The sequence below is a fragment of the Sphingomonas sp. PP-F2F-G114-C0414 genome, from assembly GCF_003688595.1.
In the GTDB taxonomy this organism is placed as follows: Bacteria; Pseudomonadota; Alphaproteobacteria; order Sphingomonadales; family Sphingomonadaceae; genus Sphingomonas.
Genome location: NZ_RCWT01000009.1, coordinates 723,297 through 739,227, shown reverse-complemented (window position 1 = coordinate 739,227; position 15,931 = coordinate 723,297). Strand labels below are relative to the sequence as shown.

13 protein-coding genes and 1 tRNA gene are annotated in these 15,931 nt (G+C 57.8%); 7 read left to right on the top strand and 7 right to left on the bottom strand.

Features of this window, described 5'->3' with window-relative positions; all coding sequences use genetic code 11:
- The first annotated feature begins 361 nt into the window (after positions 1 to 361).
- From C8J47_RS03990 to C8J47_RS18810, 3 genes are read left to right on the top strand one after another with little or no spacing between them, the layout of a single operon-like run.
- Complete coding sequence (locus C8J47_RS03990) at positions 362 to 1,378, top strand: DNA cytosine methyltransferase (protein ID WP_121884502.1); 1,017 nt, start codon at positions 362 to 364, stop codon at positions 1,376 to 1,378.
- A gap of 39 nt (positions 1,379 to 1,417) precedes the next feature.
- The gene (locus C8J47_RS03985; protein WP_121884501.1) at positions 1,418 to 3,415 is read left to right on the top strand and encodes an ATP-binding protein; all 1,998 of its coding nucleotides are present in this window, start codon (positions 1,418 to 1,420) and stop codon (positions 3,413 to 3,415) included.
- Positions 3,412 to 4,629: a PP_RS20740 family protein gene (locus C8J47_RS18810; RefSeq protein WP_147454270.1), complete on the top strand. Its 1,218-nt coding sequence runs from the start codon at positions 3,412 to 3,414 to the stop codon at positions 4,627 to 4,629. The genes C8J47_RS03985 and C8J47_RS18810 overlap by 4 nt, the downstream gene beginning before the upstream one ends.
- Positions 4,630 to 4,716: 87 nt before the next feature.
- Here the strand turns inward: C8J47_RS18810 and C8J47_RS03980 are convergent, their stop codons facing one another.
- On the bottom strand, positions 4,717 to 7,239 hold the full coding sequence (locus C8J47_RS03980; RefSeq protein ID WP_121884500.1) for a DEAD/DEAH box helicase: 2,523 nt from the start codon (positions 7,237 to 7,239) through the stop codon (positions 4,717 to 4,719).
- A gap of 134 nt (positions 7,240 to 7,373) precedes the next feature.
- Here C8J47_RS03980 and C8J47_RS19115 point away from each other — a divergent pair, with 134 nt between their 5' ends.
- The gene (locus C8J47_RS19115; RefSeq protein ID WP_183129005.1) at positions 7,374 to 7,547 is read left to right on the top strand and encodes a hypothetical protein; all 174 of its coding nucleotides are present in this window, start codon (positions 7,374 to 7,376) and stop codon (positions 7,545 to 7,547) included.
- A 1,415-nt stretch (positions 7,548 to 8,962) separates the two neighbouring features.
- Here the strand turns inward: C8J47_RS19115 and C8J47_RS03975 are convergent.
- The 6 genes from C8J47_RS03975 to C8J47_RS03950 form a co-directional block, all read right to left on the bottom strand.
- The gene (locus tag C8J47_RS03975) at positions 8,963 to 9,616 is read right to left on the bottom strand and encodes a hypothetical protein (protein ID WP_121884499.1); all 654 of its coding nucleotides are present in this window, start codon (positions 9,614 to 9,616) and stop codon (positions 8,963 to 8,965) included.
- The gene (locus C8J47_RS03970; protein ID WP_121884498.1) at positions 9,613 to 10,464 is read right to left on the bottom strand and encodes a hypothetical protein; all 852 of its coding nucleotides are present in this window, start codon (positions 10,462 to 10,464) and stop codon (positions 9,613 to 9,615) included. Before C8J47_RS03970 ends, C8J47_RS03975 begins: the two co-directional genes overlap by 4 nt.
- Before the next feature lie 435 nt (positions 10,465 to 10,899).
- On the bottom strand, positions 10,900 to 11,613 hold the full coding sequence (locus tag C8J47_RS03965; protein WP_060526759.1) for a hypothetical protein: 714 nt from the start codon (positions 11,611 to 11,613) through the stop codon (positions 10,900 to 10,902).
- Between the two features lie 19 nt (positions 11,614 to 11,632).
- Entirely contained in the window at positions 11,633 to 12,898 is a 1,266-nt protein-coding gene (locus tag C8J47_RS03960) for a phage integrase central domain-containing protein (RefSeq protein ID WP_121884497.1), read from the bottom strand.
- A 160-nt stretch (positions 12,899 to 13,058) separates the two neighbouring features.
- A tRNA-Leu gene (locus C8J47_RS03955) sits at positions 13,059 to 13,143 on the bottom strand.
- Between the two features lie 66 nt (positions 13,144 to 13,209).
- A complete protein-coding gene (locus C8J47_RS03950) occupies positions 13,210 to 14,718 on the bottom strand; it encodes a YifB family Mg chelatase-like AAA ATPase (protein ID WP_121884496.1) in 1,509 nt (502 codons plus the stop codon).
- A gap of 130 nt (positions 14,719 to 14,848) precedes the next feature.
- Between C8J47_RS03950 and C8J47_RS03945 the strand changes: the two genes are divergently transcribed.
- From C8J47_RS03945 to rnpA, 3 genes are all read left to right on the top strand, one after another.
- A complete protein-coding gene (locus C8J47_RS03945; protein ID WP_404969242.1) occupies positions 14,849 to 15,151 on the top strand; it encodes a hypothetical protein in 303 nt (100 codons plus the stop codon).
- A gap of 87 nt (positions 15,152 to 15,238) precedes the next feature.
- Positions 15,239 to 15,373: a 50S ribosomal protein L34 gene (rpmH, locus tag C8J47_RS03940; protein ID WP_031393806.1), complete on the top strand. Its 135-nt coding sequence runs from the start codon at positions 15,239 to 15,241 to the stop codon at positions 15,371 to 15,373.
- Between the two features lie 56 nt (positions 15,374 to 15,429).
- Positions 15,430 to 15,786, top strand: a complete 357-nt coding sequence (gene rnpA / locus C8J47_RS03935) for a ribonuclease P protein component (RefSeq protein WP_259467336.1) — start codon at positions 15,430 to 15,432, stop codon at positions 15,784 to 15,786.
- The last annotated feature ends 145 nt before the right edge of the window (positions 15,787 to 15,931 follow it).

The window sequence follows — 15,931 nt, the reverse complement described above, 5'->3', positions numbered from 1 at the left end:
ACTTCGAACAGGCGGGTGGCAAAGGATGGACATCGACCTGAAGACTGAGGGAAAGCTCATCGTGGAGAACCTCAACAGCGTACTAGTTCTGTGCCACACGCCATTGGCAACCTTGCGGCGCCTACCGCATGCTGATGCTCTACACACGTGCCGAGGGAACAAGCAAGGAGACCGTTATTGACGGCCTCACAAGAGCACCACCGCAATTTTTGGCGACTTCCAGGATCAGACCCCGTTGGCGTACGATCTTTGCCCGACATGCCTCTCAGGCGGTTGCCCCCCCCCCCCTTTACCGTCGCAATCTCGCTGGTATCCAATCGTAATGAGCTATAAAGGCCTAGCGTTTAGACGGGGAAAATGATTGCTGCTTAGCCTGTTTTGCGGTGCCGGCGGCCTAGATTTAGGCTTCGAGCGCAGTGGCTTCGACGTTGGGATCGCCGTCGATAAAAAGCACGATTCAGTTCGGTCATACAATCAGAACCGCGTAGCTCCCCCCCGGGGCCATTGCGTCGACGTGAATGACCTGTCTCTGTCTAGCCTAGACGAAATGTGGGGCCGAGAATTTAAGCCAACAGGCTTGATCGGTGGGCCACCATGTCAAAGCTTTAGTCAGGCTAATCGCTCAATAACCGAGGCCGATCCACGACACCAGTTGCCCCTCGTTTACGCGCGCCTTCTTACCGAGCTGAACGCGAGAAACCCCATGGATTTCTTTGTTATGGAGAACGTCAAAGGTTTGCGTAGTGGGCCCCACGCTCACCGACTGGTTCTCTTTAAGGCTGCCTTAACTGCTGCCGGCTTCCACGTAACCGAACGCCTTCTCAATGCTGCAGATTATGGAACGCCACAGTCGCGAGAGCGCATCTTCCTTGTCGGACTTAACAAAAAGAAGTTTGGTGAGCTCGAGTGGTCTCCGCCGAAAGCCTTACTAGAACGGCACCAGCGACTTACCGTAAGGACTGCCATTGGCGGTCTCAAGGAGCCGACTCACTTTTCTCGCGACGCAGAGCCGAGCAACTTTGCCCACCACAAAAACCATTGGTGCATGGCGCCTAAATCAAAGCGATTCAAAGAGGGTGGCGGCCTGAAGGCGGGAGACAGCTCGTTCAGAAGTTTTAAGACTTTAGATTGGGAAAAGCCGAGCATTACCGTCGCATACGGCCATCGCGAGGTTCATGTGCACCCTGACCGGCACCGCCGGTTGAGTGTCTACGAAGCGATGATTCTTCAAGGCTTTCCGCACAGCTACGAACTGGTGGGAACCTTATCCTCCCAAATTGACCAGGTAAGTGAAGCGGTCCCACCGCCTTTAGCGGAGGCCGTGGCACGCTCCGTTAAAGATGTTATCGCACATTGGCGTCAAGCAAGAGCCGCATGATCAGAACCCACACGCCCGCGAAGGCCCGGAGTAACGACAATGATCGCTGACGGCGACTTGGATAGGCCGTCGGCTGCGGTTTCGCAGGCCGAGGCTAAGTTCACTGCTGAGATGCGCAGCTATCGTACGTCTGGGAAACCGGCGGTTGCGACGTTACACACAGATGATCGGGTTTTAGCGAGGATCACAGACGGCATTTATCGGCAACCGTCATCGGCACTGCGAGAATTGATATCAAATGCTTACGACGCCGATGCTACCAACGTGACGATCGACACCGATGCCCCCCGGTTCAACGTGATCGAAGTACGGGACAATGGGCGAGGTATGAACGAGGAAGCCTTATCTCGTTTGATCCATCATATTGGGGGAAGCTCTAAGCGGACTACCTTAGGGTCTATTGTCGGTACGACAGACCCTGGAAATCCATCCCTGTCTCCTGGCGGCAGACGACTTATAGGAAAGATAGGCATTGGCCTTTTTTCCGTAAAGCAACTCACCTCGCACTTTCAGATAATTACCAAGGTCAAAGGTTCAGATCATCGCCTTTTCGCCGACGTTATATTACAGACTTACGCTGAGGATAGCGATGAGTTGTCCAGCGATGGTCAGTATGAAACTGGTCGTGTACAGGTTATCAGTGTGCCAGCCGATGATATTGACGCCCATGGCACTCAGATCATTCTGCGTCAGGTTAACCCGCGTGCGCGAGATATACTTCGAAGTAAGGACCGCTGGCAACGGATCGTAGAGCAAGATGCACTACCTGACGACGAAAAAGATCCCACGGTGATTAAGCCGGTGTTCCATTCGGGACACTTGGCCAAAGATCCCGACGACAATGATAACGAGTTTCTATATAACGTCGAGCCATCGCTGCCATGGAGCCGCATTGATCCTCCGTTAGAAAAGTTTAAACGGCTTCGTCAGGCTGTTGCTGATCAGACAGGCACCTCCTCAGATCGGCCTGATCTAGCAACGACGCTGGATAACTACCTAACTACAATTTGGACACTTAGCTTGTCGGCGCCGGTTATGTATGTGGAGCAGCACCCTTTTGACCTGACATCAGCTAGCGACGCCGTCCCGTATCGCCTAACGAACGCACGCGGCCAAGCTCAACCAATTAGACTTGAGCCAGATCAGACTATTCGAAGCGCCCTAAATTTGAAGGCGACAGCCGATACTTCTGCCGGCGGATTTGAGGTCATAGTCGACGGCGTTGAATTGCGTCGGCCCATCACTTTCGAATGGTGGCCGTCCACCCGGCAGGCCATCGGGTACCCTCTGATGTTTGTGGGAAGCTACGCACCAAATCTTTCTAACGTCTCAGCTGCGATTCGCGGTGGCGATCTTGAATTTGAGGCGTATCTATTTTGGAACTCTAAAGTGGTTCCGAAAGAAAATAATGGCGTACTCGTTCGAATAAATGGAGCTAGCGGAGCTCTGTTTGACGATACCTTTATGAGATATCAGGTTTCAGAGCAGACCCGCTTAAGACAAATAACTGCCGAGATATTTGTCACTAAAGGACTTGACGCAGCCTTAAACATTGACCGCGAATCATTTAACTTCGCGCATCCGCATTACGTTATTTTGAGCAATTGGTTGCATCGGGCACTGCGTCAATTAGCCAACACGCATAAAGCTATAAGCGCTTCAATAAGAGAAACGGAAAACAGTTCGCGACAGGCTGAGCGCCTGTCTCGGCTGGATGAATATGCCGATGAGGTTTGGCTTGAAACCCGTCGCGAGTCTTCTGAGCTGCCTCCGCGAGTAGAAGTCGTATCGACCTCAGAAGCAGCGATCCAGGAGCGAAAAGCCGGCCGTATTGCCTTTGACAAATCGCGGCTTCCGGCCGCTGATCCTCCAGGAGGCAGGCGGTCGTCAGAAATCGGTGAACAACGGCAAGCGCAAGTCCGGGCATTAGCAACCGTCTTGGACGGTTTCGGCATCCTAGACAGCATGGATTACGATAATCAGCATCGTCTTCTCAACGCCGTTTTGTCGATCTTTAGTGGTGATGAGACATTATGATCGCGGATGAAGTTGAGCAGACGCAAACGGACGATGAATTTGTCGATGAAGACGTCTATACGGCACTTCCGGAACATGGCTTACCGGAGCGCAGGCTGAAGGTCGACTTCCAGCCTTGGCATCATCCACGCAAGCAATACGTCAGGATTGAGCAATGGTGTGCTGGCGTGCGCGCACTAATCCCCCGACTTTCTTTACAAACCGGTGATTCGTTTCGTTATCTAACGCTGCCCGGCAATGAGTTACTTGATGTACGAGCCCTCCACGGCGTCTGCGAAAGAGCAGGAATAAACCTTCGGTACCTTGGCTTCAACAGTGTAGGCGCAAATACGGCTTCGCAGTCGGAGTTAGCCCTTTCTCAAAGCGAGGTTCTGGCGCTTTCGAATATTGATAGACTTTCGATGGTATTAGAAGATCGTCTTGAATCCGTTGTCAACAGTCGAAGTGTGGCCTTTAAGCGAACTGAGCAGGGCGGCCCATTTCACGCAATCAACCTAGATTTGTGTGATGCACTTACGTTTCGCGAGATCGGCGGTCGCAGAGGTAGCCCGCTTGAGGCAATGGGGAAGCTGCTTGAGCTTCAGGTGCAATCTACGTCCCCATGGTTGTTATTTGTAACCACGAAGGCGGAACCTGCTTTGGTAGCAGAATTTGCGCGTGAAGGTTTTATGCGCGCGGTCAACGCCAACGCCGAAGCGAGCTCCGATTTTAGGCAAGCATTAGCTGATCTTATAGCTGCCGACCTCATGAATCTCGATGAGCATTTGTCATCCGCGTGGCAGGATCAGGATCAAAAGTTTCTCCGGATCTTTTGCACCGGCTTAGGAAAATGGCTATTAGGCATTCTTGCACAGGCGGCTCCGCCGAGGGACTTGGAACTTCTTAGCAGCTGTTATTATCAGTCCGGTCCTGCCGGACCAGACATGCTTTCGCTTGCCTTTCTATGTTCCACCCCACCAATGCCGCTGCACGATCCGTCGGCGCTTCTACCCTCTGCGCCGCCTTCATCCCCGTTTTCAGAGGTAAACAGCGCGCTTAAGCTCGCCGCTCAAGTCGCTAATCTTTTCGATCTTGATGCAAAAGTCGCTTCAGCCGAAGGCCTAGCCGAAAAGCTGATCAAACAGTCTACAACGTTGCTAGCAAGCGCACGCTACGACGCAGACAGGTACGGATTGTGGGCTCGGGATAAGCTCAACAGTCAGCCGGCAACTTGATAGACCTACCGCGAAAGCTTGTAACAGAACATATGTCCGGTCGTAGCATAGTCGAAAATGTGGTGAAGACATTAAATCGACACCCAACTATTCTTTAAGGTCTTTTAACTTTTGAGAATAGGATGTCATGATCGACTGCACAGAGATTTTGTGCAAGTCAATCAGCTTTTGCGTATATTCGTCCGAAAGATCTTTGAAATTAAGTCCTTCAAATGCCTTGAAGAAATCTCGACATGCTTTCACAAACCTTTTCAGGTCGCCCTCTCGCATACCTTCGACCTTATGGGTAAAGGCTGCAGCGGTTTGAATCTTGCCTGAGGGATGGATGATGATCCGTTTGGCGTCAAATCCGGGATAATGTTTATCGAACCAGGCACTCGATCGATTCATTTGTTCTGCTTCGCGCTTGTTGATCTCGGCGCGTAAAACTTCGACCTCACTTTTGCATTCGATAAGGAGGTAGTTCTTATCGTCCAAGGCCCAAAGGTTGTCCGGCCCTTCCTTCCACTCGGTGTCGGGACGCTCTCCAGCAAATCCAAGAGCAAAGCTTAGCTCGTTCAAAGCGTGCTCAAATTTGTCGGCCTTCACGCCGAATACTAGCCGACTAAGAATATCCGTAACAGCAACATCAAGGTCGCCATAGCCGTCGAATCGGCGGATCCATTTCTGAACACGCTCAACGCGTCCTTGGCTGCGTACAGTTAGCTTGGTGACCGTCACGCCGGTCTCTGGCTTCAGAAGTAGCTTGTTACTCTTGTGCGCAGCCTTTTGTTGAACCTGTGAGTCTGGCCGAGCAGAGTTATAGAGGTAGCGGGCGCGCTCCTGTAGGTACCATCCTTTATCATCGGCATCGATTTTGCCACTGTCGAGTAGACGCTGCAAGATCGCTGCTGCTTCAGCATAGTCGTCGGCCATATAGGCTGTCTCGGCCTTGAGTTCCGCGGCATAGATTGCGAGAATAGCCTTATTCGCACCGGCAGGTGCAACCCCCGCCATCTGCTCACCATAATACGCCTTCCACTCATCGTCGCGGCTCAGGCTCTGCTTCACTAGTCCATTAAATGCGTCTAGCGGAGTTTCGCCATCTGCGATTTCTTGCTTCGCCATCTTGCCAAGCTCTATGCCGATCTTGACCTGTTTAGCGAATTGGGGCGAGAGATATTTCCGTGACGCAGCATCGCGCAACGTGCGCACAAGATCCGATCCAACGACGACGATGACAGAATAGTCCTTTTCGCCCCGGACGCTGCGTCCCATTCCCTGCTCAATCGTGCGCATCATTTTCGTGAGCGTCGCCTCGCTATTGGGCCGAACTCGTTCAGAATAAAGATCAGTTAGATTTTCGGAAAAAGGCTGTGAGTCAAACATAAGGATGCGGCAGGTGGAATCTGGCAAATCGATTCCGTCGTAGCGATTTACCAACACAACGGTCTTTTCATAAGCTCCTTTCCGGAGCTCGTCGATCGTCTCGTCAACATTGTCTTTGTCTGTTATGATTGCGCCATAAGATTCCCAGTCCTTAGAACGCGCCGCACTCGGCGTAAGTCCTACCCGGCCGAATTTCCGCTTATTGTTAGGCGTTGCGAGCCATTTGACCAAACTACCGCGATCAAGATCCTCATGGATTACCGAGGGAAGAAGTATCATCTTCTCGCCTGACCATGTCTCCTTCGCATAGGTCAGCGGGTTCGAGATTGTCTCCGGCGAGAGTTGAAGCCCTTTCACCAGAAAGGCGTCATCCGTTACCGTTGCAGACATAAAGATGCGGTGCGCCGCCTTGGAGTAAGAGCCAAAGGCGTCCAGCGGCGCGACGTGGGGCTCGATCTCAATCGCTGCTCCGGAGACGATGCACTGACAATGCTTGAGCATGTCCTTCAGCAAAGGCCAAGCAAACTTAATTGACTTGCGCTCGCTCTCCTGGGCAAGGATCGAGGCGACATCACCTTCGTGAGCGAGCCAACTCCAATAGGGCACTGGAAGGAAGGCGTGCCTTTTTTTGTTTTCGATCTCGGCAAAGGTACCCTTGCCCTGCTGTTCAAGATCAGTACCGAACAGCGCCATAAGCGCAGCGTAAGCAGGCTCTTCACGAGGGATGCGAATGCGACACTGTTCGCGAATACGGTCGGCACAGGCATGTGCGTCATCCATCAACACGGTGTCTAGTGAGATGGACTGTCGGTTAAGGCCAAACTTCGTCATGCCGTTGAACAATTTCTGCGCTGACGTCACGAGGATACGATCACCATTGATGAATTCCTCTGGTAGATCGCCGTCACTTGTGCAGGTTCTGATTCCGAACTGCTTGGCCTGCTCGCAGGTTTGATTGATTAGAAAATGATCAGGGCAGAGATAGACGACAGGGTGCTTCCCCGAATTCAGGCGCGATTGAAGCATTAGTAGTCCGATCAGCGTCTTGCCCTGGCCGGTGTGAAGCTTGACGATCACATCGCGCGTTTTAGCCTGATCATTATACCAATCTTTAAGGATTGCCTCTTGGGCTGGCCGCAAAGGCCCCTTGTCATGCGCACGATCGAGCGTGCCGTAAAGGGCCACAGGATCACTCGGCTTGGCCGCGATTTTGCCGGCGAGGTGTTTCTTAAAATTGACCATATGCCACCACCCTCAGAAATCTTGCTATGATCGCGATTAGTTTTTTGTGTCACGTGGTGCAATCCATCTAAGGCCCCATCCGCTCACATGACATCGGCTGCTACCCAGATCTGCCGGTCGATCGCCGCCACACCATGCGCCGTCGCAGCACGTTCGGCGCCCTGCAGACTAACCAGCGCTGCCGCTTCCCGTTGAAGCGCCTCCCGCAGAGCGTCATTCAGGCGATCTACCTCAGGTCTACCTTGCAAAGCTGCGAACTGCGCCACGGCGTTGGCAGCATCACGCTCGGCACCAGCCGCCTGATCTAGCAGCGGCCTATTGCGCGCTTTGAGTTCGCGCAGTTGCGCCGACGGCGCCTTATCGACACCTTCGCTCTTGCAAACGCTCAGTCAGCCTCCGCTGCAATCACCGTTAATGTGTTGACGTCCGGCCCCTCCTCACCGCCCTCCCCCTACCCGTAGATCGTCAAGCGTATCGTGCCGTCAAGAGACCAAGCCTGTTCGGAGCCCTACGAATACCGAGCAGACTATAATGTGCAGGCTTAAGCTCCTTACCCCACTACATGAACGAACGGCGGGAATCGCAGATGCGTCTCCCGAAAGCGGCCAGGCCGTAATCCACCAATTTCGTCGGTTCAAAGTTGCACACCCTAATACGGCGAAAGAACCCCCGCCTCGCCCGTTAGCTTCCCATGTGCCTTTTGATGCAATCGGGGAATCTGATGCGCGGCGCGCATAATCACTTGGCCCCCACGCCGCCATGATTCATCCTCCGGTGATGCGAACCGATGCACCCGCAACCCCATTTAACACGCTTATCCCCCCGCCTCGCCCGCGTACTTTCTGTGTCGCAAAAGGTGCAATCCCAGACCGCCCGGAAGCCGGCCCATGTCCTAGGCCGCGCGGCGTTTAGAACTGGCGCGGCGTGGGTGCAGTTTGGTGCACTTCCGGGGGTGCCAGGTGCAGCCTGTGGGGAGTGGCAGTCGAGGGGCGTTTGGGAAGGCCCCGCCACCCAGCCGCACTGGCACCCCGGCCCCGCGTGTCGGATCGATCCCCTCACACCGGCCGCCCTGTCGTAGCCCGCCTCGTGGCTCTTTCGTCTCGTTACCCGAAATACGGCGCAAGAACCCCCGCCTCGCCTGCGAGCTTTTTAGGCGGCTTTGGATGCAGTCTGCGCATCTGCCGCAGACTCGCAGAAAACCACGCCTTTAGGGGCTGTTTCGAGCGCATCGGTTGGATGCAGATTGCTGCAGCTACAGGCTTATTCCGGAGAGCCGATGTCAGATCCCCCCGGAGCCGAATTTAGCTCTTCCATTTGCTTGTCGAGCGCGTCGGCAATTCACGCAACATCGGCGCTTATGCTGCGACAGATTAATCCTTGATCTCAAGAAATTCAGCTTTTTTGTCCTTGGTTGAGACCGGGACTGTGATCGAGATGTACGGTTCACATTCCCGACCATCGACATCGAAGGTTGAGTACACCCTGAACTCGACCTCAAACGAAGCCGGCACTTCGGGTGTGCCAATCCTGTTAATGGTCGTGTTCCCTTGAACCTCTAACGTCGTCGGTACGGCGCCCTTACCATTGATGAACTAGATCTTCCCGTTCGATACGAAGGCGGTCTTAAGCATCACGATGGCGACTGTCTTTAGGCGCGAGAGAATACCGCGGGACCATGTTGCAAACCAGTGCTGATCGGCATCTGGTGAGAATCCTTTGGGGGTCAGTCCGGAGTACCCTTGATCTGGCATACAAGCGTGGCATTACCACCACCTCTGTCGTCCAGATAAAGTTGCGCATAGGGGTTGCTAGCAAGTCCCCTACTGTAGTGGCGGATCTTGTACTTCTTGTAGGATTGAAAATCTATCTGCAGACGGGCGGCATTGACGACCTGGTTCACGGTCACGCCGTTGTCGAAGACAGTGACGTACATCGCGTTCGCATCGCCGATCATGCCGTTTAACTCCACCGATCGGACAGGCAAGCCGAGAACGGTTAGGCCGGAGGGTGCCGCGATCTTGCCCCCCACGCTCTCAAGATCGCCGTCGCGCCCTTCCCGCGTGAAGCCGAGCGACTTGAGCAGCGTCACGTCGCGTGCGCGCTCGGCTCGCCCCGCCTCCGTCTTATGATAGGTCTGCACGGCAGTGGTGAGCTTCTCGTCGAAGTCGCACGACAGTGCCTTCACGTATTTCGCCGGCAGGTTCTTGCTGGCCACAGCCGACGTTCGGATCGTGTCCTTGCCCGGTTGCGAACTAGCCGCATCAGGGCTTGCCGCGTTGGTGGGAAGGTCCACGTCGGATCGATCCTTAGTTGAGCCACACGCGGTCAGCGCGATCAAGCACAGCAGGAAGGCCTTCATCGCCGATGCGTCCTTCATCGAGAAAAGTTCACATCGACACCAAATTTGGTGCTTTTCGATAACCGATTGACCAGCCTTCTGACTTCGATCGCGGTCGGCCACAAATGTCTTGGCAAGAGGTTGCTGTTGGGGTTCGTACTCATCTCCGTCCTGAGATCCGAATTGCGGCGGCCAGACGTAACCCCGCCTTGCCGGTTGGCGGGGATGAAAGCGTCCGGCCGCTGAAGCAACAGGCCCTCGCGCCCGTCCGGCTTGAAATAGCCGACACCGGGGTGGCTGTATTCGTCGGGTAGCCCGATGCAGTGACCGAATTCATGACTGAATGTCCACGCCTGTTCGGTCGCCGCGATGTGCATCTCGATCCTGTGCGATTGAGTCCAGGCGCCTGACATGACGAACGGCGGCCGGTCGGTCCTACCTGGGACCATGGGAAGATCGTTCTGTGTTGGGTACACGCACAAGACGTAATTGGCGCTCGCCATCGACCGAGTCCATCTGATCCGAAACTCGACATCCAGGCTGCGTGAGACGTCGGTGGACCGTCCTCGCTCGTCCAGCACGAACAATATCAGTCTCAACCTGCGCTGGTTCCACAGCGACCGGACCTGATCAACCAGCGTATCCTTGGCTCTCTGCATCTCGCCCGCAGTCGAAGAAAAGCCGTAGCCAGATAAGGCGAAGAAGTTCAGAGTGACCAGAACCTTTCTTCTGGACGAAGCCATGACGCTTAGGCTGGCCTTATAACCGGGAGCTCGCTCGCCGATCCTGTTCGCGCCTGCCGTATCGGAGTAATTGTTGTAATATACGCCTGCGCTGTTGCTAGTATTTATCCGCCCCAGCGCATCCGGCCAGTGTTGGTCACTCATGCCGCTTTCCTAAATCCATGCCGCGTTTGGCATCTCCCCTACGTAGTCTAACTTACGCGACGCCGCATCGAAGTCCAGCGCCGCGCGACGACCACACCCCACCAATTCCGCGAAATGCGAATGGCCTGTTGGCAGTAAATCACGTTTGGCTTCTGGCACTTTGACAACCTCAATCGCGATGCCTCAGCCGCTACCCGGTCCCCTAACTGCTATGGCGCGCGCGCAGGCCAAACGCCCTCTAACCGAGGATATCCGCGAGCATGGACGTCCGCGGCTGAAATGGCACCGAATTTGCGCATCCTCCCCAGGATGCACGGGACGGCGCAAGCCGGCTCGCTCACCCGCGGTCGCTGGATGTTGAACCCGTCGGGTTAGGGGCCTCGGAGGCTTGGTGGAGCAGCAAATCTGCGCACGCCAACGGCGTTCCTTTTATATTTAACCTTGTAGGGTCGGGTTCTGACCACCCGGTGAATTCGCGTTACAAAGATCTACGCGACGGCCTAGCGAAGCGAGAGCTTTCGCGAGAGGGGACTCGTCGCCGGCACGGAACGCCGCCAGATCCTCGGCCGAGATCGTCGCCAGCATAGCCGCGGTTTCCTCTTCGTTGGCCTTCCTGCGGGTTACCTCGTCGTCTGGCATCGGCCCCTTGCCCATCATGCGGCGGACCATGTCGGCCGCTTCCTTTGGCAAGCCGAACCAATACGCGTTCGTCACCTGCTTCACCTGGGGACCGAAGGCGTCGGGATCCTCGATCGGTTCGAACCGCCGAATCCAGTTGAGGAAGCCATGCTCCTTCAGACGCGCGAGCGCCTTGACGATCGCGCCGCGCGAACGGCTTAGCCGCGTCGCCAACGTCGCGATGGCGGGTTCGAGCCTGCCCGTCTTGAAGTCGATCATTCGCATCAGCTCGCGCAGCACGTCTACGCCGATCGCGCCAAGCGGCCCGTTACGCTTGCCTGCGATCTTGTGCTTCCGGTCGTAGGTTTCCGCAGCACGCATGCGCGCGTTGCGTTCAGCCTTGTTGAACGGCCGCCAATACCGCTGCTCGCGCTCGCCTGCACGATAGCTGCTACGGCGGACCGGCTGCCCGGTCCGATGGCCCTTTGAGGCTTTGCCGCCGACGATCTTGAAGAGGGAGCGCGCGGTCATGCCACTGCTCCCTGACGGGTCAGGCGTGTTGCCGTAGCCCCGTCAGCAATGATTCTAGCGGTGCAAGGTCCTGCACCAGCATATCCGCCCATTCCTGCGCCAGCTCGCGCCGACGCGGCATGTATGCGGCACGGTTGTAAGCGGCCTCGACGCTGTTGCTCGGCACGTGTGCCAGCATGAGGTCGATGATCGCACGATCCCCTACCCTGCTCTCTACCCCTGCCAGTTCGTTCATAACGGTCGAGAAGGTCGATCGCCAACCGTGCGGGACGTGAAGTCCGGTAAACCCGGCCTCGCGATATGCCTTGCTCAACGTACTGTCGCTCAACGGGTGGCGCGGATGGCGCACGCTGCGAAAGATCAACGGCCCCTTCCCAGCGAACTCCATTGCGACCCTCACTGTGTCGACGGCCTGCCGGGAGAGCGGGACGATGAATTCGAAGGCTGCATCTTCCTTCTGGTCGATAACCAGTTTCATCTTGGCTGCCGGGATACGCCAGATCGGCTCCGGCCCGCCCAGTCCCTCGAATTCCTTTGGCTCGGCCATGCGCAACACGCCCGATCGCACGGCCGTCAGCGAAAGGAAGCGCGACGCGAGCTTGGTTAGCGGATGCGCCGGCTGTTCCTCGACCTTCCGCAGGACGATCCGTGCGGCTTCCACCGTCCGCACCGCAGGCTGTTTGCCACGCTTGATCGGCGACAGCGCACGTTGCGCCACCCCGGCCGGATCCGCCGCCACGATGCCGCTGCCGATCGCTCGCGCGAACACCTCCGAAATCCGCTGCCGGATACGATGCGCCGTCTCGATCGCGCCGCGCTCCTCGACCGGACGTAGAACTTTTAGCACCAACGGCGTAGTGATCGCGTCGATCGGCAAATGACCGAGCTTCGGATACACGTCCTGCACGAAGCTGTTCTTCACGTTCTGCGCATACCGCTTGGACCAGGTCGCTTCCTGGCTGATCAACCAGTCCTCCGCGATCGTCTTGAACGTTGCGCCGACGCGAGCCACCTGCGCTGCCGCCTGTTGCACCTTGTGGATCGACGGGTCGATCCCGTCCCGCAGTAGCTTCGCCGCGTTCTCCCGCATGGCGCGCGCTTGAAGCAAAGTCGTGTCCGGGTAGGAACCGAAGACCAGACGCTTCTCCTTGCCGCCGTATCGGAACTTCATGCGCCAGCTGCGATATCCGCTGGGCATGATGTATAAATATAAGCCGCCGGAGTCGCCGAGCTTGTAAGCCTTCTCCTTCGGCTTCGCCTTTTTGATTGCTGTATCGGTCAGCATTCAGTGCCCCCAAGCACGAAACTCGGTGCCCCCGAAGTGCCCCCAAATGATCGTCGCTGCATTGGGTGACAATGGGACGCGATGAGACGCCGCACAACCCTGTAATAGCAACAAAACCCGCCCCTTGCGGGACGGGTTGGGATGCGTTGGAATTAGTGGTTGGTGCCCCTGGCCGGAATCGAACCAGCATGCCTTGCGGCAACCGATTTTGAGTCGGTCGCGTCTACCAATTTCGCCACAGGGGCAGCGGCAGGTTGGCTAGACGAAGCTTTCGTCCGCCGCAAGCCATCTCGGCGAGGAATTACGACCGTTCAGTTTCTCGGCGGTTGGCGGCGGTAGCTGAGCGCCTCGGCGATGTGGATGCGGCCGACGGTCTCGCTGCCGGCGAGATCGGCGATGGTGCGGCCGACGCGGAGGATGCGCGTGTAGCCTCGCGCGGTCAGCCGCATCGCTTCGGCGGCTTGGGCGAGAAGCTTACGGCCGGCTTCGTCGGGCGTGGCAACGGCGTCGAGCAATGCGCCGTCAGCCTCCGCATTCGTGCGTACCGGGTGGTCGCGGTATCGCTCGGTCTGGATCGCCCGGGCGACGGAAACGCGAGCGGAAACCTCGGCCGAGCCCTCGGTCGGCGGCGGGAGAATCAGGTCGGCGGCGCTGACCGCCTGGACGTCGATGTGCAGGTCGATTCGGTCGAGTAGCGGACCCGACACCTTCGCCTGATAATCCGCGGCGCATTTCGGGGCTCTCGCGCAGGCCAGGCTCGCGTCGCCGAGGTGGCCGCATCGGCACGGGTTCATCGCGGCGATCAACTGTACGCGCGCAGGAAAGGTGACGTGCGCGTTGGCACGGGCGACGCTGACCGTGCCCGTCTCAAGAGGTTGGCGCAGCGAATCGAGCACGGCGCGCTGGAACTCGGGGAGTTCGTCGAGGAAGAGCACGCCGAGATGCGCGAGGCTGACCTCCCCCGGCTTCACCTTCAACCCGCCCCCGGTGAGTGCCGCCATCGATGCGGAATGATGCGGCGCACGGAACGGCCGCGTGCGGGTCAGGCGCCCACCGGACAGCGTGCCGGCGATCGACTGGACCATCGACACTTCCAGCGCTTCGACCGGGTCTAGAGGCGGAAGGATGCCCGGAAGGCAGGAGGCCATCAGCGACTTGCCGGAACCCGGCGGGCCTACCATCAGCAGATTATGCGACCCGGCGGCGGCGATTTCCAAGGCGCGCTTGGCCGTCTCCTGCCCCTTCACCTGCCGCAGGTCCGGACCGTGATCGGCGGCTTCCGCGATGCCGGGCTTGGGTGGACTAAGCAAGCCGTGCCCCTTGAAGTGGTTGAGCAGCGACAAAAGGTCGGGCGCGGCGATGACCTCAATCTCGCCCGCCCATGCCGCTTCCGATCCTTGCGCGGCCGGACAGACGAGCCCCTTCCCGACTTCCGACGCATGCAGCGCCGCGAGCAACACGCCCGGCGATGCGGTGATCCGCGCGTCGAGGCCAAGCTCGCCGACGATCACGTAATCCGCCAGCGCCTCGGCATCGACGACGCCCATCGCCGCGAGCAACGCCAGCGCGATAGGAAGATCGAAATGCGATCCTTCTTTCGGGAGATCGGCGGGCGACAGGTTCACCGCGATGCGTTTCGGCGGCAGCGACAAGCCCATCCCGGCGATCGCACCCCGCACGCGTTCGCGACTTTCTCCTACCGCCTTGTCCGCGAGACCCACGACGTTGAACGCAGGAAGTCCTGGAATCAGTTGGACTTGCACCTCGACTGCGCGCGCTTCGAGCCCGAGATACGCCACCGTCGCTACGATCGCCGCCATGCCCGCTCCCCCGCGACATGACGTCACGCCTTATTCATACCCGATTTGCCATGTCTGCAAGGACGCGCGGTCGGGAACTCTCCGATCACGCCGTCTTGTGAACCTAATACACCGGACCCACATGCCTTCCGTGAAAGAAGTCCGCTCCCCCGTTCTTCGCTTCGGCCAGTTGGTGCTCGGGATAGTGTTGATCCTGAGTGCGCCCTTGCTCGCGCCGCTGCCGGGGCCTGCAGGTATCTTCCTGTTCGCGGGCGGGATGGTCCTCGTCCTGCGCAATTCGCGGTGGGCACGGCTCAAATGGGCGCGGTTGAAGCGGCGTTGGCCCCGCACCGGGCAGTTCGTCGATCGAATGATGCGGCGGCAGAGTGCGATGCGACGGCACGAGCGTGCCAAGGCTGCCAAAAACACGACCGTTACGACGGGTGTGAATTGACTTGTCGCGCCCCTTTCCGTAAGCGCCCAGCCATCAAGGCCGTCCTCGTGGCGGCCGTTTTCTATTTGATGACCTAGGGAATGACCAATGAAGCGGACCTTTCAGCCGAGCAACCTGGTACGCGCACGCCGTCACGGCTTCCGCGCACGGATGGCGACGGTCGGCGGCCGGGCAGTGATCCACGCACGCCGCGCCCGCGGTCGCAAGAAGCTGTCGGCCTAACCATTCTAGATAAGCGCCGCGATTTTCTCGCGGCGAATGCGGGGAAGCGCGCACCGATGCCGGGATTCGTCCTGCTCATGCGCCCTCGCGACGACGGTGACGACACGATGCGAATCGGCTTCACCGTCACCAAGAAGATCGGCAACGCCGTCGTCCGGAACCGCATGAAACGGCGGTTGCGGGCGTTGGCGCGTGAGCTGTTGGCGGAGCGCGGCGTTGCGGGTGCCGATCATGTGTTGATCGGGCGGAACGGCGGGGTCGAGCGGGATTACGCGTTGTTGCGGACCGAGTTGGGCAAGGCGTTTCGCAAGGTCACGCCGCAAGCTGCTGACACGCCAGCAGGTAAGGTTGCCACTCCCGCGGACACCACCACCCCGGCGAAGGCCGGGGCCCAGGTGGGAAAGCGGCCGTGATGCAGTACCGCCCTTCGTTAGCTACGTTCCCCAACTGGGCCCCGGCCTCCGCCGGGGTGGTACCTCAGTTTGGGTGGCACGGTGCAGAACGGGCAATCGCCCCTCGCTCCTTGTTCTCCCGCGAAGGCGGGAGCCCAGGCTGGGT